This is a genomic window from Thermomonospora catenispora, assembly GCF_006363815.1.
In the GTDB taxonomy this organism is placed as follows: domain Bacteria; phylum Actinomycetota; class Actinomycetes; order Streptosporangiales; family Streptosporangiaceae; genus Thermomonospora; species Thermomonospora catenispora.
This window is the reverse complement of sequence record NZ_RRYT01000002.1, coordinates 330,138-350,038: the sequence shown is the minus strand read 5'-3', so window position 1 is coordinate 350,038 and position 19,901 is coordinate 330,138. Positions and strand designations below refer to the sequence as shown.

The 19,901-nt window shown below is 71.1% G+C and carries 18 protein-coding genes and 2 tRNA genes; 5 read left to right on the top strand and 15 right to left on the bottom strand.

All coding sequences use genetic code 11. From position 1 onward, the window contains the following. Positions 1 to 8: 8 nt before the first annotated feature. Both EIO00_RS03305 and EIO00_RS03300 read right to left on the bottom strand, forming a co-directional pair. On the bottom strand, positions 9 to 1,673 hold the full coding sequence (locus EIO00_RS03305) for an FAD-binding protein (protein WP_140175380.1): 1,665 nt from the start codon (positions 1,671 to 1,673) through the stop codon (positions 9 to 11). Further along, positions 1,670 to 2,539: an alpha/beta fold hydrolase gene (locus EIO00_RS03300; protein ID WP_140175379.1), complete on the bottom strand. Its 870-nt coding sequence runs from the start codon at positions 2,537 to 2,539 to the stop codon at positions 1,670 to 1,672. The genes EIO00_RS03305 and EIO00_RS03300 overlap by 4 nt, the downstream gene beginning before the upstream one ends. A gap of 214 nt (positions 2,540 to 2,753) precedes the next feature. Here EIO00_RS03300 and EIO00_RS03295 point away from each other — a divergent pair, with 214 nt between their 5' ends. Beyond that, entirely contained in the window at positions 2,754 to 3,311 is a 558-nt protein-coding gene (locus tag EIO00_RS03295; protein ID WP_140175378.1) for a flavin reductase family protein, read from the top strand. 158 nt (positions 3,312 to 3,469) lie between these two features. Here the strand turns inward: EIO00_RS03295 and EIO00_RS03290 are convergent, their stop codons facing one another. Then, the gene (locus EIO00_RS03290) at positions 3,470 to 4,297 is read right to left on the bottom strand and encodes an IclR family transcriptional regulator (protein WP_241661083.1); all 828 of its coding nucleotides are present in this window, start codon (positions 4,295 to 4,297) and stop codon (positions 3,470 to 3,472) included. Between the two features lie 800 nt (positions 4,298 to 5,097). Between EIO00_RS03290 and EIO00_RS03285 the strand changes: the two genes are divergently transcribed. Both EIO00_RS03285 and EIO00_RS03280 read left to right on the top strand, forming a co-directional pair. Continuing rightward, positions 5,098 to 5,847 (top strand): CoA transferase subunit A, encoded by a 750-nt coding sequence (locus tag EIO00_RS03285; protein WP_140175376.1) that lies wholly within the window; start codon positions 5,098 to 5,100, stop codon positions 5,845 to 5,847. Continuing rightward, on the top strand, positions 5,847 to 6,509 hold the full coding sequence (locus EIO00_RS03280) for a 3-oxoacid CoA-transferase subunit B (protein ID WP_140175375.1): 663 nt from the start codon (positions 5,847 to 5,849) through the stop codon (positions 6,507 to 6,509). The genes EIO00_RS03285 and EIO00_RS03280 overlap by 1 nt, the downstream gene beginning before the upstream one ends. A gap of 337 nt (positions 6,510 to 6,846) precedes the next feature. Here EIO00_RS03280 and EIO00_RS03275 read toward each other — a convergent pair. The 4 genes from EIO00_RS03275 to EIO00_RS03260 all read right to left on the bottom strand — a co-directional run bounded on the left by EIO00_RS03275 (position 6,847) and on the right by EIO00_RS03260 (position 9,453). After that, a tRNA-Glu gene (locus tag EIO00_RS03275) sits at positions 6,847 to 6,919 on the bottom strand. Positions 6,920 to 7,063: 144 nt separating this feature from the next. Continuing rightward, a tRNA-Gln gene (locus tag EIO00_RS03270) sits at positions 7,064 to 7,135 on the bottom strand. Between the two features lie 246 nt (positions 7,136 to 7,381). After that, entirely contained in the window at positions 7,382 to 8,146 is a 765-nt protein-coding gene (locus tag EIO00_RS03265) for a fumarylacetoacetate hydrolase family protein (RefSeq protein WP_140175374.1), read from the bottom strand. 116 nt (positions 8,147 to 8,262) lie between these two features. Next, positions 8,263 to 9,453, bottom strand: a complete 1,191-nt coding sequence (locus EIO00_RS03260; protein WP_140175373.1) for a cellulose binding domain-containing protein — start codon at positions 9,451 to 9,453, stop codon at positions 8,263 to 8,265. 152 nt (positions 9,454 to 9,605) lie between these two features. Between EIO00_RS03260 and EIO00_RS25855 the strand changes: the two genes are divergently transcribed. After that, positions 9,606 to 9,959, top strand: a complete 354-nt coding sequence (locus tag EIO00_RS25855; protein ID WP_140175372.1) for an antibiotic biosynthesis monooxygenase family protein — start codon at positions 9,606 to 9,608, stop codon at positions 9,957 to 9,959. On the opposite strand, the gene EIO00_RS24445 is transcribed toward EIO00_RS25855, so the two are convergent. From EIO00_RS24445 to EIO00_RS03245, 3 genes are all read right to left on the bottom strand, one after another. Continuing rightward, positions 9,849 to 10,202, bottom strand: a complete 354-nt coding sequence (locus tag EIO00_RS24445; protein ID WP_175596093.1) for a hypothetical protein — start codon at positions 10,200 to 10,202, stop codon at positions 9,849 to 9,851. The two genes, EIO00_RS25855 and EIO00_RS24445, sit on opposite strands and share 111 nt — an antisense overlap. A 176-nt stretch (positions 10,203 to 10,378) precedes the next feature. Next, positions 10,379 to 10,570: a DUF397 domain-containing protein gene (locus EIO00_RS03250; protein WP_140175371.1), complete on the bottom strand. Its 192-nt coding sequence runs from the start codon at positions 10,568 to 10,570 to the stop codon at positions 10,379 to 10,381. After that, the gene (locus EIO00_RS03245) at positions 10,561 to 11,385 is read right to left on the bottom strand and encodes a helix-turn-helix domain-containing protein (RefSeq protein WP_241661082.1); all 825 of its coding nucleotides are present in this window, start codon (positions 11,383 to 11,385) and stop codon (positions 10,561 to 10,563) included. The genes EIO00_RS03250 and EIO00_RS03245 overlap by 10 nt, the downstream gene beginning before the upstream one ends. Before the next feature lie 125 nt (positions 11,386 to 11,510). On the opposite strand from EIO00_RS03245, the gene EIO00_RS03240 reads away from it, so the two are divergent. Then, positions 11,511 to 11,966 carry an ATP-binding protein gene (locus EIO00_RS03240; protein WP_140175370.1) on the top strand — a complete coding sequence of 152 codons (456 nt, stop codon included), beginning with the start codon at positions 11,511 to 11,513 and terminating at the stop codon, positions 11,964 to 11,966. Positions 11,967 to 12,775: 809 nt separating this feature from the next. Here EIO00_RS03240 and EIO00_RS03230 read toward each other — a convergent pair. From EIO00_RS03230 to serA, 5 genes are all read right to left on the bottom strand, one after another. Further along, a complete protein-coding gene (locus tag EIO00_RS03230; RefSeq protein WP_140175369.1) occupies positions 12,776 to 13,063 on the bottom strand; it encodes a GNAT family N-acetyltransferase in 288 nt (95 codons plus the stop codon). A 33-nt stretch (positions 13,064 to 13,096) separates the two neighbouring features. Next, positions 13,097 to 14,683, bottom strand: coding sequence for a citramalate synthase (cimA, locus tag EIO00_RS03225; RefSeq protein WP_140175368.1), 1,587 nt, complete (start codon positions 14,681 to 14,683; stop codon positions 13,097 to 13,099). 404 nt (positions 14,684 to 15,087) lie between these two features. Continuing rightward, on the bottom strand, positions 15,088 to 16,191 hold the full coding sequence (locus EIO00_RS03220) for a branched-chain amino acid aminotransferase (protein ID WP_140175367.1): 1,104 nt from the start codon (positions 16,189 to 16,191) through the stop codon (positions 15,088 to 15,090). A 164-nt stretch (positions 16,192 to 16,355) separates the two neighbouring features. Beyond that, positions 16,356 to 17,417, bottom strand: coding sequence for a 3-isopropylmalate dehydrogenase (locus EIO00_RS03215; protein ID WP_140175366.1), 1,062 nt, complete (start codon positions 17,415 to 17,417; stop codon positions 16,356 to 16,358). A gap of 772 nt (positions 17,418 to 18,189) precedes the next feature. Next, the gene (serA, locus tag EIO00_RS03210; RefSeq protein WP_140175365.1) at positions 18,190 to 19,779 is read right to left on the bottom strand and encodes a phosphoglycerate dehydrogenase; all 1,590 of its coding nucleotides are present in this window, start codon (positions 19,777 to 19,779) and stop codon (positions 18,190 to 18,192) included. Positions 19,780 to 19,901: the final 122 nt, after the last annotated feature.

Here is a 19,901-nt window from a genome sequence, read left to right as displayed (position 1 = left end):
CAGCACCGTCAGATCCGTCCCGCCCGCGACGCCGCATGCTTGGCGGCGATGTAGCCGAACACGATCGACGGGCCGATGGTCGCGCCCGGCCCGGCGTACTCGTTGCCCATCACCGACGCCGAGGTGTTGCCGGTGGCGTACAGGCCCTCGATCACCGAACCGTCCTCGCGCAGCACCCGGCTGTGCTCGTCGCACACCAGCCCGCCCTTGGTGCCCAGGTCGCCGACCTCGATCCGGAACGCGTAGAAGGGGGCGGTGTCGATGACGTCGAGGTTGGGGTTCTTGAGCCTGGGGTCGCCGTAGTAGCGGTCATAGGCGCTCTCGCCCCGGCCGTAGTCGGGGTCGGCGCCGTCGCGGGCGTGTCCGTTGAACCTCTCGACGGTCTCGACGAGGGCGCCCGCGGGGACGCCGATCTCCTCGGCCAGCTCGGCGAGGGTCGCGGCCCGGAACGCGACGCCCGCCTCATAGAACGCCCGCGGGATCGGCGCCCCCGGCAGGATCTGCGCGAACGGGTAGCGGGCGCGGGCCTTGGCGTCCATCACCATCCAGCACGGCACATGCCCGCCGGCGAGCTGGTCGTGGACGAAGTTGACATAGGGGGCGGCCTCGTTGGTGAACCGGCGGCCCTCGGCGTTCACGATCACCTGGCGGGGGATGGCGCGTTCGGACACCAGCGGGATCGGCGCCCCGGACGGGTGCCGGACGGCGGGCATCCACCAGGCGTCGTCCATCAGATCGACGGCCGCGCCGAGCCTCATCCCCGCGAGGATGCCGTCGCCGGTGTTCTCCCGCGCTCCCATGCCGAAGTCGGCCCGGCCGCCCTCGGGCAGGTATTCGGCGCGCATCCGGGGGTTGTGGTCGAAGCCGCCGGTCGCCAGCAGCACCCCGTGCCGCGCCCTGATCCGCACGGCGGCGCCCTCGCGTTCCGCGACGATCCCGATCACGGCGCCGTCCTCGTCGGTGACCAGGTCGGTCATCGGGGTCTGCAGCCACAGCGGGACGCCGGCGTCCTTGAGCGCCATCCGCATCCGCGCCACCAGGGCCCGTCCTCCGGCGGCCATGTGGCGACGGCGGATCAGGTTGGAGGCCACGCGCCAGGCGGCGACCAGCACGGCGCGGCGGCCCCGCCAGGTCCGCTTGGCCATCGCCAGGTCGTGGTAGTCCTTGGCGGTCACCCACAGCCCCAGCGGCCCCTTCATGCTGTTGGCCCGCTGGTACTTCTCGTCCTCGCCCAGCCTGCGGGTGTCGAACGGCTTGGGCTCGATGGACCTGCCCAGCGGGCTGCCGCCCTCCAGCTCGGGGTGGTAGTCGGAGTAGCCCTTGGTCCAGGAGAACTTCATCCACTTGCTCCTGCAGAGCAGCTCCATCGCGGCGGGGCCGTTGTCGATGAACGCCTCCAGCCGCTCCGGCGGGACCCGTCCCGCGGTGAGCCGTTCGAGGTAACGGCGGACGGACTCGCGGGAGTCGTGGAGGCCGCGCCTGCGCAGCACCGGGTTGCCGGGGATCCAGATGCCCCCGCCGGAGAGGCCGGTGCTGCCGCCGTACTTCCTGCCCTTCTCCACGATGAGCGGCTCGAGGCCCAGCTCGTGGGCGGTCAGCGCGGCCGTCATCCCGCCGCCGCCGCTGCCGACGACCACCAGGTCGTACTCGGCGTCCCACCCGGCCGCGCTCATGAGGCGTCCTTGCGGGTCAGGAAGGCCAGGACGGTGCGCTCCCAGGCCTCCTTCTGCTCGATCATCACCCAGTGCCCGCAGTTGGGGAAGATGTGGACCTCCACGTCGGGGATGGTCCGCATCGGCAGCAGCGCCATGTCGACGGGGCTGACCCGGTCGTCACGGCCCCAGGTGATGAGGGTGCGGGCCTTGAGCGTGTGCAGCATCGCCCAGTACGGCGGGGTGCGGGAGGCGGCCGCCCGGGCGGCGCGGGCCGCGACGGCCTCCCGGCCGTACATGCGGCGGGAGGCGGCGAGGACGGCGGGGTCGGTGGCCTGCCGCCAGCGCTCCTCGATCATCTCCTCGGTCACCAGCGCCGGGTCGCAGACCATGGAGCGCAGCCACCGGGCCAGCCGCTCGCGGGTGGGGTCCTCGACGAACTCCGTCAGCAGGTTGACGCCTTCGGCGGGCGTGGGGCTGAGGAGGTTGGGGCCGATGCCGCCGACGGTGACCAGCCGCCGCACCCGGTCCGGGTGCGCCAGCGCCCACTGGACGCCGACGATCCCGCCCATCGAGTTGCCGATCACGTCCACCCGGTGCAGGCCCAGCCCGTCCAGGAACCTGCTCACCGCGTCCCCCGCGGCGACCATCGGATGCCGGTCGGTGGGGTCGCTCACCCCGAAGCCGGGGAACTCCAGCACCAGGCAGCGGAAGTGCTCGGCGAGCGCCGGCAGGTTGCCGCGGAAGTTCCGCCAGCCGGTGACGCCGGGGCCCGACCCGTGCAACAGCAGCAGCGGAGGGCCGTCACCGGCCTCGCGGTAGCGCAGCACGCCCTGATCGGTGACGAGTTCGCGCAACGTCGACGCGTGGGTCAGCTCGGTGGTCATCGTCCCTCGGTCCGTCGGCAATGGCGTTGCCGGGACCGTAATCAGCGCCTCATCGAGGCCGCCCGGCGCATCCCGATCAGCGGGACGCGCCGCGGCGGGCGCCGATGAGGGACCGAAAGCGGCCTCTTCCGCTCAACGGGATCCCGCTTACCGGCGCCGTGCGGACACGCCCTACGGTCGAGGGGCCGTGCCAGGCCAGCCCGAGAGGTGACCCATGTCAGCCGAGCCAGCGCCCTCCACCGGCCCCGGCCCCGACTCGCTGGAGTTCCGCCGGACCATGGGGTTGTTCGCCACCGGGGTGACGGTGGTGACCGGGCTGGACGGGCGGGAGCCGGTGGGCTTCGCCTGTCAGGCGTTCGCGTCGGTGTCGCTGGAGCCGCCGCTGGTGCTGTTCTGCGCCGGTCGTCGGGGGCGCTCCTGGCCGCGGATCCGGCGGGCCGGGCGGTTCTGCGTGAACGTGCTGGCCGAGGAGCAGCAGGAGGTGTGCGAGCGGTTCGGGTCCGCGCAGGGCCGCCGGTTCGAGGGCCTGGTATGGGAGGTCTCCCCGTGGGGCACCCCGTCGCTGCCCGGGGTGCTGGCCCGGGTGCACGCCGACGTGCACGCCGTGCATCCGGCCGGGGATCACGACGTGGTGGTCGGGCATGTGCTGGCGGTCGAGCGCGTCGCCCCCGAGCGCCGCCCGATGATCTTCTTCCGCAGCCGTTTCGGCATCGACGGGTCCGGCGCCTCCGTCGCCCCCGACCCCTGGGCCAGGGCCGACCGATGGGGCTGACGCCGGTCCCGGGCGGTCGGCGCGCGGTCCGGCGTCCTTCGCGCCGTTCGGCTCGCCTCGGCGGCGTTCCCGCCCGCGCGGGCCCGGGACGCCTCCCCTCCTCCCGGACCCGCGCGATGGCCGGGGCGGTCGTGCGGGCGGGCCGCGGTCCGCGGCCGTCACAGCCAGTCGCGGGCGTCGAGGGCCAGCAGACGGTTCATGGCCTCGGGCGACCAGGTGTCCTCCGGCTGCGGCGGCGGGCAGGGGCGACGGCCCCGGGCGCGGCGGGCCGAGGGGCCGGAGCCGGGGAAGAGGCTCAGGGACGCCTCCCGGGCGGCGGCGGCCACCAGCGGGGCGACGTTCTCCAGCGGGGTGCGGATGTCGCCGACCAGGGAGATGCCGGCGACCGGGCCCTCCTCGCCGCGGATCGCCGCCGCCACACAGGCGATGCCGGGATGGGACTCCCCGCGCTCGAAGGCCAGCCCGCGCCGCCGCCGGATCCGGTGCAGCTCCTGGTGCAGGGTGTTCAGGTCGCCGATGGTGCGGTTGGTCAGCCGGCACAGCCCGGGGCCGAACAGCGCGTCGACCCGCTCGGGCTCCAGCCAGGCCAGGATCGCCTTGCCCAGTGCGGTGGAGTGCGCCGGGGCCCGGCCGCCGACCCGGGAGGGCACCGAGGAGGCCAGCCGGCCGCCGACCTTGTCCAGGTAGTAGATCTCCGCCCCGTCCAGCACCGCCAGGTGCGCCACCAGCCCGGTGGTGATCTGCAGTTCGTGCAGCAGCGGCGCGGCCACCTCGCGGATCCGGCTCTGCCCGCCGTCTCCGCCGCCGAGGCCCAGCGCCCGCCGCCCGAGCCCGTAGCCGTGGGCGTTGTGGTCCAACCAGCGCTGCTTGACCAACTGGTCGAGTATGCGGTGCGCGGTCGAGCGGGGCAGCCCGGTGTGCCGGGCCACGTCCTCCAGGGTGAGTCGGGCCGAGCGTCCTGCGAACGCGTCCAGGATCAGGGTCATCCGCTCCACCATCGAGGGGGGCGGTTCGGGCCGCGCTGGCGCGGCCGGCCGCACTGCTCGCCCGGTCATCGCACCTCCCAGACGACTGAAATGAATTCTTGTCTGCTGGGCAATGTAACAACGCCGACACGATCCGAAAACCCCTGATTCATAGCCACTTTTCGTGGGTATGGACGAGATGTCCGGGCAGATTCCTGAAAGGCGACTAGAACGTTTTCTGCCATGCGCAGGGTCGGCGGTCCGGCATGCCGCCGACCGCTCGCCGCTGCCCTGACGCCCTCTCCGGCCGCTCCGACCCCCTCCCCCGGAGCCCTCCCGCCCCTCGCCTCGCCGGTCCCGACCGCTCCGGCGCCTCCCGCCGTTCCCCGATGCACGCCCGCCCCCGGCCGCGGACCGATCGCCGCCCGCCCTCGGCGGAGGGGAGCGCGACGGAGGAGAGACGGGCACGGCGAGCGACGGCGGACACGCGCGGACACGCGCGGACACGTGCAGACACGCGCCGGCCTCCCGATGCCCGATCCCGCGCCGGAGCGGACGGCGATCCCACGCGGCGGCGGGCCGGCACGGACCGCACGGACCGACGCCGGCCGATGCGATCGCGTGGGCCGGCGCGCGCCGGCGCGTTCGACGCAGGCCGCTCCGTCCGGTCCGGCCGGCGCGGACCGAGGCGGCCGCACCGGCCGACAGGGCCGTCCCAGGGCGCTCCGGCGCTGTTGACATCGCCGAATCCACGACGCAAACTGCTCCGCGAATTTATGAACGAAAGTTCACTATGCGAACAGATCCGTGAGGGTGGGGACATGGACAAGGTGGTGGCCAGCGCGGCGGCGGCCGTCGCGGATGTCCCGGACGGAGCGTCGCTGGCCGTCGGCGGCTTCGGCCTCAGCGGCGTGCCGAACGTGCTGATCGAGGCGCTGCTGGAGGCCGGGCCCACCGGATTGCACGTGGTGTCGAACAACTGCGGCGTGGACGGCGGCGGGCTGGGCGTCCTGCTGGCCGCGGGCCGGATCGCCCGGGTGACCGGCTCCTACATCGGCGAGAACAAGACCTTCGCCCGCAAGTACCTGGCCGGGGAGGTGGAGGTCGAGCTGATCCCGCAGGGCACGCTCGCCGAGCGGCTGCGCGCGGGCGGCTGCGGCATCCCGGCCTTCTACACGCCGGCCGGAGTCGGAACGGCCGTGGCCGAGGGCGGCCTGCCGTGGCGGTACGCGCCCGACGGCGGCGTCGCGGTGGCCTCCCCGCCCAAGGAGGTCCGCGAGTTCGACGGCGTCGAGTACGTGCTGGAACGCGGCATCGTCACCGACTTCGCGCTGGTCCGGGCCCGGCGCGGGGACCGGTACGGGAACCTGGTGTTCAACAAGGCGGCCCGGAACTTCAACCCGCTGGCCGCGATGGCCGGCCGGATCACCGTCGCCGAGGTCGAGGAGCTGGTGGACGCCCTCGACCCCGACGAGGTCCACCTTCCGGGCGTGTTCGTCCAGCGGGTGGTGCCGCTGACCCCCGAGCAGGCGGCGGCCAAGGGGATCGAGAAGAGGACGGTGCGCACCTGATGGCCTGGACGCGCGAGGAGATGGCGGCCCGCGCCGCCGCCGAACTGACCGACGGCTCATATGTGAATCTGGGCATCGGCCTGCCCACGTTGGTGCCCGGCCACATCCCGCCCGGCGTGCACGTCATGCTGCACTCGGAGAACGGGATCCTGGGGGTGGGCCCGTATCCGCGCGAGGAGGAGGTCGACCCCGACCTGATCAACGCGGGCAAGGAGACCGTCACCGTGCTGCCGGGAGCGTCCTTCTTCGACTCGGCGCTGTCGTTCGGGATGATCCGCGGCGGTCACATCGACACCGCGATCCTGGGCGCCATGCAGGTCTCCGCCCGCGGCGACCTGGCCAACTGGGTCATCCCCGGGGCCATGATCAAGGGCATGGGCGGGGCGATGGACCTGGTGCACGGCGCCCGCCGGGTGATCGTGCTGACCACCCACACCGCCAAGGACGGCTCTCCCAAGATCGTCGAGGAGTGCACCCTTCCCCTCACCGGACGCGCCTGCGTCGACCGCATCATCACCGACCTGGCCGTCCTCGACGTCGCCTCCGAGGGCCTGGTGCTGGTGGAGACCGCCCCCGGTGTCGACCCCGAGGAGGTCGTCGCCCGCACGGGCGCCGAGCTCACCCTCTCGGAGTCGCTCTCCCGGCGTCCCGCCGCCTCGTGAGCCCCGTCGGGCGCCGCCGGGCGCGGCGCCCGATCGCTCCGCACCGGCCGGTGCCCGCCCTCCCGTCCCGTCGGCTCGGGCGGCACCGGCCTCTCCATCCCGGTCCGTCCCACGTTCGTCCCGCGGCGAGAGCCCTCCGCACGGCGCCGGCCGCGACCGGCCCCGCCGGGCGGAACGGCGTCGGGCCGGCCGGACCGGACGACGCCGTGGCCATGCAAGGCCCGGCTCGTGCGAGGTCGGACGGGGCTCGTGGCCGCCGATGAGCGCAGGCGGACGCGAGCAGCCGCGGAAAACGAACCGCGGGTCGGGACCCTGTCCCGACCCGCGGTTTCTGTCGTACCCCCGAGCGGATTCGAACCGCCGTTACCGCCTTGAGAGGGCGGCGTCCTAGGCCACTAGACGACGGGGGCCTACCTGGTATCGGCCTTTGCGGTTTCCCGCTCTGGCCTCGGCCAGCTTATCGGATCTTTTCTCTTTCCTCGAATCGCCTCTCGCGAGACGTTTCTCGGGCGGAGAAGGTGGTCCGGTGAGCCGCTCACCGGGCCGACCCGGAGCTGGGGTACCAGGACTCGAACCTAGACTAACTGAACCAGAATCAGTCGTGCTGCCGATTACACCATACCCCAGTGTGGGCGCCGGGCTCGTTGAGCCCCGCTCACGGCTGAGAAGCTTACCGGACTTCGGGTGCGGCTACCAAAACGATTACCCGCCCCCTCCGGGCTCCCTCACCGGGCCGGCGCCCCCATGCGGTCGGCATCCCGTTCGACCGGCGAATACGGCCTCTCGGGATGCGCGAGCCCGGCCGACGGCCTCCCGGGAGCGGCCGGAGCGCCACCGGGTCGGCCGAACGGCCGAGGAGCGGAGCCGGGACCTCAGTCCCGCTCCGCCACGCGGTTGGTCAGCGTGCCGATCGACTCCACGGTCACCGAGACCTCGTCGCCGACCTTCAACGGACCCACTCCGGCCGGGGTGCCGGTCAAGATCACATCGCCGGGCAGCAGGGTCATCACCTGGCTGACGTACTCGATCAACGCCGGGACGGAGTGGATCAGCTCCGACGTGCGCGCCGACTGGCGGACCTCGCCGTTCACCGTGGTGGTGATGGCCAGGTCGGCGGGGTCGGTCTCGGTCTCGATCCACGGCCCCAGCGGGCAGAAGGTGTCGAAGCCCTTGGCCCGCGTCCACTGCCCGTCGCGCTGCTGCAGGTCCCGGGCCGTGACGTCGTTGGCGCAGGTGTAGCCGAGGATCACGTCCCGAGCCCGGGAGGCGGGCACCTCCCGGCACATCCGGCCGATCACCACCGCCAGCTCGCCCTCGTAATCCACCCGCTGGGTGATCTTGCTCGGATAGGCCACGGCCTCCCCCGGGCCGATCACGGACGTGGACGGCTTGGAGAAGATCACCGGCTCGGCGGGCGGTTCGCCGCCCATCTCGCGGGCGTGCTCGGCGTAGTTCTTTCCGATCGCCACCACCTTGCTGGGCAGAATCGGCGCCAGCAGCCGGACGTCCTCGAGGGCGAACCGCGCGCCGGTCAGCCGCAGCTCCCCGAACGGATGCGCGGCGATGGCGGCGACGGAATCGCCCTCGACCACCCCGAAGGACATCTCGTCTCCGGTGGAGAACCTTGCGATACGCAACCTTCAGTCCCGTGAGTTTCCGTAGCGGACATCAACGGTTGGAAGCCTAATCAGGCGCCCGTCGACGTCCCGCGCGGCGTCCACGGCCCGCGCCCCGCCCCTCCTCGGCCCCTCCGTCACCGGAATCCGCAGGAGCGGCCGTTGAACAGGCAGTACCGCGGCTGGGTCGGGGTCCCCTCGGCGCCGAACCGCACCTCCCAGGTGGCCCCGGGCTGCAGGGCGGGCGCGCCGTCGAGGTTGCGGATCTCCACGTCCGCCCCGCCGCGCACCAGCCGGCCGCCCCAGATGTTCTTCACGTTCGCCCCGGGGACCTGGAACGTGAGGGACCAGTTCGTGATCGGGGCGCTCCCCCGGTTGGTGATGACGATCAGGCCCTCGAAGTAGCCGGGATCCTGCTGGACGAGCCGGTAGGTCAGGCCGTCACCGGTCATCACCGGCCCGATCGGGGCCCGTGGCGGGGCGGCCTGGGACGGCGGAGCGTCCTGGGACGGCGGGGCGCCGGGCTCGGGGGCCTCGGCCGTCGGGGCCTCGGTGGGCGCCGGATCGGCGCCGGGCGGCGTGCCGGGATCGGGCGCGGCGGACTCATCAGGCGGCGCGGCCGAGGCGGTGCCGTTCGTGGGCCGGGGGGCGGCGGTCCCGTCGTCGCCGCCGGGCCGCGCGGCCAGGCCCAGCACGACCGCCACGACGAGGACCAGCGCCACCGCGCCCGCCGTCAGCAGCAGCGCCTTGGGCGGGCGGCCCGACCGGGCGTTCCCCGGCGTCGCGGGCCCTCCCGGCGGGGACGGCGGAGCCGGATGCGCGGACGCGGCCGGCGCGACGGGCGGGGCGGACGGCACGCCGCCGGGCGGGGTCGCACCGCCGGGCGAAGGCGGCGGAGACGCGGGCTGCGCGGCCGGCGGGGACGCCGAGGAGGACGCGGCGGAGGACTCCTCCGGCCGTTGAGCCGCCTGGACGACCACGCTCGCGGCGGGCGGCGTGTTCTTGGCCAGGCTCGGATGCGGCGCGGTCGCCTCCTCTTCCTCCTCGCGGCGGGCCTCCTCGGAACCGAACTGCTCGGTCCACGGACCCGCCTTGGCGGGGGCGTCCTGGGGCGCCGGGTCCTCGACCCGCTCCGCCGGCGCGTCCGCCACGGTCTCCTCCGCCGAGTCGGCGCGGGTGCGGGAGGCCTCCTCCTCGTCGGAGGGCGGATCGGTCATCGTGACCTCGGCCTCTCCGGCGTCCGAGCCGGTCGGCCCGTCGTTCCTGACGCGGAATTCAGCGGTCTGCTGGTGGTCGGGCGGGACATGTCCCGTCTCGTCGGTGCTCAACGGTCCTCACCTTCCCACGGCCCCGAACACGGGGGATTCTCACGGCCCGGATCTATTGAGTCCGACGATGGTGACGCCGGGGAGGTTCGGGGACGATCATCCGGAAAGAGCGTGAGTAAGGTCGAGCTGACCGCACGGAAGGGGGAGCGCACGTGTCGGTGGTCAAGTTCAACGTCCTGACCGTCAGCGAGGAGATGCGGGCCGAGCTGGAACGCCGGTTCGCCGGACGGGCGGGCCTGGTGGAGTCCGCGGAAGGGTTCGAGCACTTCGAGCTGCTGCGTCCCGTGGAGGGCACGGACCGCTACCTTGTGTACACCCGATGGCAGCCTGATGGTTGGACCAACTACTCAGGGGAGAGCCCCCGAGAGAGGGGTGGTCTCGAGGGCTCTGAGGAGTCAGGGTTCCGAGGACAGGGGCGGCACGATCTGGATCGGCCCGGTTGGACGCACAGGCTCTGGCATTACCCCCTCGATGTACTTCTTGTAGACCCGGCCGGGGACCCATAGAGCTATGTAGAAGGTCCCCCTGGTGATCTCGCAGTGGTAGAAGACGCCCCTGCTCAGTTGCTGGATGAGCCGGGTGACGTCGTCGGGCATCCCTTCCGGGGTGAGAGGCTGCCCGAGGGGAAGCTTCATCTGGAAGATCCAGCCGTCCTCGTACGCCTGCCCCTCCAGACGGTAGCCGTAGTCACTCGCGTAGTACGTTATCCGGTCGCTAACCGGATCAAGGGGGTGAGCTGGTCCAACCATAGCCACAATGGTGCGGCCTGAAAACGGGCGTAACACCTGAAACAGGATAACACCAGCGTAAAGATATAAGTTTCAACTTCTTCAAGATCGAGTTGAACTTTCAACATTCCCGTACATTCGTACACGGGCAAGAGAGAAGCCCTCCGGCTGGGCCGGAGGGCTCAGGAGGTTGCCGGTCAGACCTGGTCGGCCTTGATCCGGCCGATGAGGCCGGCCAGAGCCTGGCGGGACACCGTCAGGTGACCAGCCTCGGGGTTCTTGCTGTCACGGATGCCGACCTCAGGGGTGAGGTCGGCCAGCTCCACGCAGTCGCCACCGTTGCCACCACTGTGGCTGGACTTGCGCCAGACGGCGCTCTTCAGGTCCATCTCTCCTCCAGAACCTTGACGACGAGATCCCTCGTCATCGATACGGGCAGGGCGTGCGCTCCGATCGCATCATAGGCCGTGATCAAGGTGTCTACGTCCTCAGCTTCGCTGAGACTCAGCCCTCGAAGGGCGGTCTCGACGTAGGCCAACTCGCTCCGGTTGGGCATCTGGGCGATCACAAACGCACCCACACTGCCCTCGGGTGGGGTCATTCCCGGCACGACCCTGATCCGAACCCCGTCTGCCATGGCGGCCAGCAGCCGCTCAAGCTGGCCGCGCATGACCTCCTTCCCACCCACCGGGTTGTAGAGCACACCTTCGGTGAGAAGCACCTCTACCTGAGGAGGTGGAGGGTCTTCCCTGGTGAGGATCTTCTGACGCTCCATGCGTGCGGACACCGCCTCCTCGTCCCCACCGAGCAGTGCCCTGGCGTAGTCCTCCGTCTGCAACAGGCCATAGACCACCAAGCACTGGTAGGTGCGGAGCTTACGGGCCCCGGACTCCACCCTGTACCAGTCGAACCAGTCAGGGAAGGCGGAGGCCAGGTTCAGGTTGTCCCAGAGCTGGGTCAGGGCGTTGGGAAGTTCGAAGGCGGCGTCGAGCGCCTGGGCCAGCTTGCGCTGGCACCGTACCTCTCCCCTCTCGACCTTCCCTATGTAGGTGCCGGATACGTGGATTTTGTTACCTAGCTGGTCCTGTGACCAGCCGGCATTCAGCCGAAATGCCCGCACTTGGTCGCCGAAGACTTGCAAGTTCTTGGATCTCGGCCGATCCACCACCGCAACCTCCGAAGCCGGCTCCGCAACCTCCGACAACCACTGACCCCTATGCGGCAACCAAGGTCCCGGTTGCCGACCCTGCTCCGTCGCAGGAGTGAGGTTGTCGATACCCAGTGTGCATTTCTGTTCAAGATGGGTCTAGACCCGATCTGGAGCCGCCGATGAATCAGCCAGTAGCCTGCACAGACACCGCCGTAAGACTCGATCCCGACCCCACCGGCGTGAACAACGAATATCTGTTCCTGACCACCGACCCCTCGGAGGTCGGTAGAGCCCGCACCTACGCCGAAGACCGGGCTCGACGGCTGGGGATGGGGGATCTGGCCTACGAGGCCGTCCTCGTGACCTCTGAACTGGTCACCAACGCCGTGAGGGAACAGTCGATCTACTTCCCAAACGAGATGGTCATCTTCCGGGTGACCTCTGAAACGGCGGGTCCAGGCGAGCAAAGGCTCCGAATCGAGGTCACAGACCGCTCTCCGGCCATCCCGTGGGTGCGGAAGGCCATCCCGATGGCGGAATCGGGCCGTGGGCTCATGATTGTGTCCCAAATTGCCCGGGATATGGGCTACGAGACCAGGCCGGAGGGCGGAAAGACGGTCTGGACGGTGCTGTGATGGGTTACCAGTCTGATCTGCTTGCCGTGACTCTTGCCTCCCTAGTGGTCGGTGCCGCTTGGGGAGCGCTCTTCGCCTATCTAGGCCCGCTGGCCTTCCGATGGATACGCCGGAGAGCTAAGGAGGGGACTCCCCGGCGCCGGAGACCGGCGAGACACCGCGCGCAGAAGGGAGGTGGTCACCAAGGGTACGCGCCTGGTCGAGGGGCCCCAGTGGGAGGTGGGTTGAGTCGGAACCGGGTGGACAGAGGACCCGCCTCCCGCTTCCGCTACTAGGTACTAGGCGCCTGTCAGGGGTACGCCGAGGAGGCCCCCATCGCCCCCCGGTGGGGGCCTCCAGCATGCTCGGGCTTGGAGACGACACCCAGGCCGACGAAAGAAAAAAGTCCCCGGAGACACCGAGGCCCCCGCCGGAGCGGGGGCCTTGCCTTGGTGGTCAGTCGTCCTCAGGTAGCCGAACGATCCTCTCCAGCTCCGCTACCCACTCGGCGTCACGTTCGGGGATGTGAGCCGACCACTTCTTCACCCAAGCGTCTATCTCCGTCTGAGTTGCCGGTTGCCCCACTGCGAAGCCCTCCTCCGCCTCGCAGCTCGGCTAGCTTCATCTAGCCTCACTGCTCTGGAGATCCGAAGAGGACTTCCAGCGGTGGCTGCAGAGCCAGGACTTCCAGCGCGGACACTCCCACGCCGCCCAGGACGGCGAGGGCCACGGGCACGGCCGCGGCGGCCCGGCGGCGAGCGCCTCGGAGCTGTGGACGTTCGAGGTCGTGCAGAGCGCCGACCCCAGGCCCAAGAACGCCGAGGGCTGAGTCAGCGCTGCACGACCAGGTCCCGATACTCCGGGTGCCGGTCGATGTAGCGCTGGACGAACGGGCACAGCGGGACCACCTTCAGGCCCCGCGCGCGCACGTCGTCCAGGGCGCCCCGGGCCAGGGCGCCGGCGACGCCCTGGCCCTCGTACTCGGGGTCCACCTCGGTGTGGGTGAACACCAGCGTCCCCCGGCGGCCCTTCCGGTAGTCGATGAAACCGGCCTTGTCGCCGTCCACGGTGATCTCGTACCGCGACGCGCGGGGATCGTCGCTGACCTGTCGGCTCATGCCGTCGTCCCTTCCCCGCGGCGGGGGGCGGTCTCACCCGGCGTTCGGCTCGTACCCGGCGCGGAGCAGCCCATAGGTCACCGCGTCCTCCATGGCCTGCCAGGAGGCCGCGATGACGTTCTGGTCCACGCCGACCGTGCTCCAGGAGGTCTCCCCGTCGCTGGTCTCCTGCAGCACCCTCGTCACCGCTCCGGTGCCGCGCCGCCCCAGGTCCAGGATGCGGACCTTGTAGTCGGTCAGCTGCATCCGGGCCAGCTCGGGGAACAGCCGTTCCAGCGCGGTGCGCAGCGCCCGGTCCAGGGCGTTCACCGGTCCGTTGCCCTCGCCGGTGCACACGATCCGCTCGCCCTTGGCGTGCAGCTTCACGGTGGCCTCGCTGACCACCTCGCCGTCGGGGCGGCGCTCCACGATCACCCGCCAGGACTCCACGTCGAAGTGCCGGGTGCGCTCGCCGTTCAACTCCTCTTTCAGCAGCAGCTCGAAGGAGGCGTCGGCGGCCTCGAAGGTGTAGCCCTCGGCCTCCAGCTCCTTGACCCGCTCGACGACCTTGCGGGCCCGCTCCCCCGACAGGTCGTAGCCCAGCTCGCGGCCCTTGAGCTCCACGGAGGCCCGCCCGGCCATGCTGGAGACCAGCATCCGCATGTCGTTGCCGACCTTCGCCGGGTCGATGTGCTGGTACAGGTCGGGGTCGACCTTGACGGCCGAGGCGTGCAGCCCGGCCTTGTGCGCGAACGCCGACACCCCCACGTACGGCTGCTGCGGGCTGGGCGCCACGTTGGTGACCTCGGAGATCGCGTGCGCGATCCGGGTCATCTCGGCCAGCTGCTCGTCGGACACCAGCCGCATGCCCCGCTTGAGCTGCAGGTTGCCGATCACGGTGAACAGGTTGGCGTTCCCGCTGCGCTCGCCGTACCCGTTGGCGCAGCCCTGCACATGGGTGGCCCCGGCCTTGACGGCGGCGAGCGTGTTGGCGACCGCGCAGCCGGAGTCGTCGTGGCAGTGGATGCCCACGCGGGCGCCGGTCCCGACGACCTCGTGCACCACCTCGGCCAGCTCGTCGGGCAGCATCCCGCCGTTGGTGTCGCACAATGCGATCACGTCCGCGCCGGCCTCGGCGGCGGTGAGCACCACCTCCAGCGCGTACGCCCGGTTGGCCCGGAAGCCGTCGAAGAAGTGCTCGGCGTCCACGAAGACGCGCCGGCCCTCCGCGCGCAGGTGGGAGACCGTGTCGCGGATCATCGCGAGGTTCTCCTCCAGGGTCGTGCGGAGGGCCAGCTCGACATGCCGGTCGTGGCTCTTGGCGACGAGGGTCACCACCGGCGCGCCCGAGTCGCGCAGAGCGGCCACCAGGGGGTCGTCGGCGGCCTTCGTCCCCGGCCGGCGGGTCGCGCCGAACGCGGCGAGCTGCGCGTGCTTCAGGTCCAGCTCTGTTCGAGCCCGTCTGAAGAACTCGGTGTCCTTGGGATTGGCGCCCGGCCAGCCGCCCTCGATGAACCCGACGCCCAGGTCGTCGAGGTGGCGTGCGATGGCGAGCTTGTCGGGCACGGAGAGGTTGAGCCCTTCCTGCTGCGAGCCGTCTCGCAGCGTGGTGTCGTACACGTGGAAGCCGTCGCCTTGCATCAGGTTCCCTTTCGCGGATGCCCGCGCGCGTCCGGTGCCCGGAAAAGCAAAAGACCCCTCACGGACGTGAGAGGTCTGCGCGCCGGCGGTGTCCCGTTAGCCGACGCGCCAGCCAATAATGATCAGGCCGTGGCGCATAGTGACAACCTGTTTATCACAGCGATCACAGGGGCGTCACATCGGTCTCACGTTCCGAGACGGAGCACCGGCGTCGGCCCTGTTCGGCGACCGCGAAACCTGCCGAAGGAGACCCGGGAAACACCGAAGATCGCCGAAAAAGAACGGAACACCCGGCAAAGTCACGGAAAGACCCGACGGAAGCCGCAAAGGACGGAATACGGCGAGCGGGGGCCGAGGCCCGTCCACGCCCCGGCCCGCCGCGGACGACGCAATCAGATGACCAATCAGATGATCTTGTGGACCCAGCCGTACGGGTCGGGACGGGTGCCGTACTGGATACCGATCAGCTCCTCGCGCAGCCGCATCGAGATCGGGCCGGGCTCGCCGTCGCCGATCCGCCACTCCCGGTCGGGGGTCTTGACCCCGCCGACCGGGCTGATGATGGCCGCGGTGCCGCAGCCGAACACCTCGGTGATCGCGCCGGAGGCGCAGTCGGCCTCCCACTGGTCGATGCTGATCCGCCCCTCTTCGACCGGGATGCCCAGGTCGGGGGCCAGCTTGAGCAGCGAGTCACGGGTCACGCCGGGCAGCAGGGTGCCGGTGAGCGCCGGGGTGAGCAGCCGGGCGTCGGAGCCGGAGCCGTAGACGAACATCAGGTTCATCGACCCGACCTCCTCGACCCAGCGGTGCTCGGTGGCGTCCAGCCACACCACCTGGTCGCAGCCGTTCTCCACGGCCTCGGCCTGGGCCAGGAAGGAGGCGGCGTAGTTGCCGCCGCACTTGGCCTCGCCGGTGCCGCCGGGGGCGGCGCGGGTGTACTCCGGGGAGGCCCACACCGTGACCGGCTTGATCCCCCGCGAGTAGTACAGCCCGGACGGGGAGGCGATCACGATGAACAGATACTCCTGCGAGGGCCGCTGCACGCCCAGCGTCCGCGAGGTGGCGATCATGAACGGACGCAGGTAGAGGCTGTAGCCCTCGGTCCGCGGCACCCAGTCCCGGTCGGTGCTGACCAGCAGCTCCAGCGCCCGGATGAACACGTCCTCGGGCAGCTCGGGCATCGCCATACGGCGCGCCGAGCGGTTGAACCGGGCGGCGTTGGCCTCCGGCCGGAAGGTGACCACCGACCCGTCCGGCTGCGCGTACGCCTTGGTGCCCTCGAAGATCTCCTGGGCGTAGTGGAACACCTGGGTGGCCGGGTCCAGCGAGATCGGCCCGTACGGCTCCAGGCGGGCGTCGTGCCAGCCGCGGTCCGCCGAATAGCGAATGGTGATCATGTGATCGGTGAAGTGCTGGCCCCATCCGGGATCGGCCAGGATGCGCTCGCGCTCCTCGTCCGGAGTGCGGTGCTGGGAAAGCTCGATGCTGAAGTCGAGGGTGCTGCTCATGATCTAGGTCCTCTCCCGGAGCGACCGGCGGCCCCGTTGCCGTGCCGGCACTCCCTATTGTGATACTTCGTCCGGCTCTCCTGAGATCACGGGCGCACACGAAACCGGGCGCGCCCGTGGGGCACGCCCGGAGAGTCTCGCCGTCGGCCGGCGCAGGCGTGCCGCTAGCCGGCTACTCGCTTGGCGATGGCGTCGCCGATCTCGTGGGTGGCGCGGACGGCGGTGCCGCGCTCGGCCAGGTCCGCCGCGACGGCCTGCTCGACCCGTCGGGCGGCCTCGGGGGCCCCGACGTGGTCCAGCAGCATGGCCACCGACAGCACGGTGGCGGTCGGGTCGGCCTTGGCCTGCCCGGCGATGTCGGGAGCGCTGCCGTGCACCGGCTCGAACATCGACGGGGCGGTGCGGTCGGGGTTGACGTTGCCGGAGGCGGCCAGCCCGATCCCGCCCGCGATGGCGGCGCCGATGTCGGTGATGATGTCGCCGAACAGGTTGTCGGTGACGATCACGTCGAACCGCCCCGGGTCGGTCACGAAGAACATGGTGGCCGCGTCGACGTGGCAGTAGTCCGTCGTGACCTGCGGGTACTCCTCGCCGACCCGCTTGAGGACGCGCTGGTACAGGTCGCCGGCGTAGGTGAGGACGTTGTCCTTGTGGATCAGGGTGAGCTTCTTGCGGGGGCGGGCGGCGGCCCGCTCGAAGGCGTGGCGGATCACCCGCTCGACGCCGAACGCGGTGTTGACGCTCTCCTGGGTGGCGACCTCGTGCGGGGTGCCCTTGCGCAGCACGCCGCCGACCCCGGTGTAGGGCCCCTCGGTGCCCTCGCGCACCACGACCATGTCGACGTCGTCGGGGGCGACATCGGCCAGCGGGGTCCTCACCCCCGGGAACAGCTTCACCGGGCGCAGGTTGACGTAGTGGTCCAGCTCGAACCGCAGGCGCAGCAGCAGCCCGCGCTCCAGCACTCCGCTCGGCACCGACGGGTCGCCGACCGCGCCCAGCAGGATCGCGTCCTGGCCGCGCAGCTCCTCCAGCACCGAGTCCGGCAGGGTCTCCCCGGTGCGGTGCCAGCGCGCCGCGCCCAGGTCGTAGTCGGTCCGGTCGAAGGACAGCCCGTGGGCGTCGGCGACGGCGTCGAGGACCTTGAGACCCTCGGCGACGACCTCGGGCCCGATCCCGTCTCCGGGGATGACGGCCAGTCGGATCGTACGGGTGCTGCTGGAAGCCATGGCCGTACCCTAATGCATCGATCTCATTGATTGGTCATGGATCTCATATTCCGGACCAATCTCGGCCCGGAACGACAGGACGCCGCCGCCGTCGGCCGGCGGCAGCGCCCTGCGGGCCCGTCAGCGGGGCGTACGACCCCCGTTGTCGCGACGGTCCAGGGCGTCCTGCAGGGCCTTGGCGGCCTCCCGGCGAACGTCCTCCGGCGACTGCGAGGCATGCGTGTTGTCCATCCGAAACTCCTTGATCGACCGCTTCCGGCACGCGGCCGCCCTCCGCCGACGTTCCCGATCCGGGGGTGTCGGACAGGGCGGCTGCGGCGGCCTCGCAGGATCTCCACGCAGCGCCGCCTGATTGTTCTCACCTGCGATGTTACCTGCCCGTAATTCCCTTTGTCCCACCACATGGCATGCTGTCTCATATTTTGAGACATATCATCGTGAACCGCCCCGCCGGAGCCCGCTGCCGCCGCCGGCGGGCGACGCCGCGGCGCACACCATGCGGACAGCGGCGCGGAGGGACGCGGCGCGGAGGGAGGTCGCCTGCACGCCGAGTCCGCACGCCGAAAGGCCCGACCGCGGGCATGGACGCGGACACCGCTCGGGAGGAGGCGTCGCCCACCGGGACGCGGACGCACCGCCGCCACGACCCCGGGGACGACCGCGCCTCGGGCGCCGGCCCCGCGGGCCGACGACACGGCGCCCCAGGCCCGATACGGGCCTGGGGCGCCGTGGGGTCACGTGATCGGGCGCGCCGCGGGACGCCTGGGGGCCGTCACCCGTCCAGGTCGACCCGGCGGCCCATGTCGGCGCCGATCTCGGTGCGGATGGCCTCGAGGAGGTCGGGGCTGATGGCGGAGTCGACGGTGAGCGCGATCAGGGCCTTGCCGCCCTTGGCGCTGCGGCCCACCTGCATGCTGGCGATGTTGATCTGGGCGTCGCCCAGCAGCCTGCCCACCACCCCGACGATGCCCGGCCGGTCGGTGTAGGAGAAGAACGCCATGTGCTCGGCGGGCAGCAGCTCCATCTCGTAGCCGTTGATCTCGACGATCCGCTCAATGTGCTTGGGGCCGGTGAGCGTGCCGGAGACCGAGATCACCGAGCCGTCCGCCATGGTGCCCTTGACCTGGACGACGTTCCGCCAGTCGGGGCTCTCCTCACTGGTGGTGAGGGTGACCTCGACGCCGCGGTCCCGGGCCAGCAGCGGGGCGTTGACGAAGGTGACGGCGTCCTCGACCACGTCCAGGAACACGCCCTTGAGCGCGGCCAGCTCCAGCACCTTGACGTCGTGCGCGGTGATCTCGCCGCGGACCACGACCTCCAGCCGGACCGGCACCCCGCCGGCCAGCGCGGTGAAGATGCGTCCCAGCTTCTCGGCCAGCGGCAGCCCGGGCTTGACGTCCTCGGCCACCGCCCCGCCCTGCACGTTGACCGCGTCCGGCACGAACTCGCCGGCCAGCGCCAGCTTGACCGAGCGGGCCACCTGGGTGCCGGCCTTCTCCTGGGCCTCGTGGGTGCTGGCGCCCAGGTGCGGGGTGACCACCACGTTGTCGTGGTGGAACAGCGGGCTGTCGGTGCACGGCTCGCTGGCGAACACGTCCAGCCCGGCGCCGGCCACCCGGCCCTCCTTGAGCGCCAGGTCCAGGGCGTTCTCGTCGACGATCCCGCCGCGGGCCGCGTTGACGATCCGCACCGACGGCTTGACCTTGTGCAGCTCCCGGTCGCCGATCAGCCCGATGGTCTCCGGCGTCTTGGGCAGGTGGACGGTGATGAAGTCGCTCTCGCGCAGCAGCTCGTCCAGGGTGACCAGCCGCACGCCCAGCTGCGCGGCCCGGGCCGCCTGCACGTACGGGTCGTAGGCGATGATCTGCATGTCGAACGCGGCCAGCCGCTGCGCCACCAGCACGCCGATGCGTCCCAGGCCCAGCACGCCGACCGTCTTGCCCTGCAGCTCGACGCCGGTGTACTTGGAGCGCTTCCACTCGCCCTGCTTGAGGGCGGCGTGGGCCTGCGGAACGTTCCGAGCGGTGGCCAGCAGCAGCGCGATGGCGTGCTCGGCGGCGGTGACGATGTTGGACGTCGGGGCGTTGACGACCATGACGCCGGCCTTGGTCGCCGCCTCCACGTCCACGTTGTCCAGGCCGACCCCGGCGCGGGCGACCACGCGCAGCCTCTTGGCGTGCTCGAACACCTCGGCGTTGACCTTGGTGGCGCTGCGCACGATCAGCGCGTCCACGTCGGCGACGGCGGGCAGCAGCGCCTCCCGGTCCGCTCCGTCGACGTGGCGGACGTCGAAGTCGGAGGCCAGCAGCTCCAGGCCGGCCGGTGACAGTTCTTCGGCTACGAGGACGACAGGCTTGCTCAAAACGAAAGTCCTTACGGATGCGGATTGTCGGCTGAGAAGGTCAGCGAGCCCACCCCCTCGTGTGCCTCGCCCCCGTACGGTGAGTCTAGCCCCCGCCGCGGGCGAAGCCTGACACCCCCGTC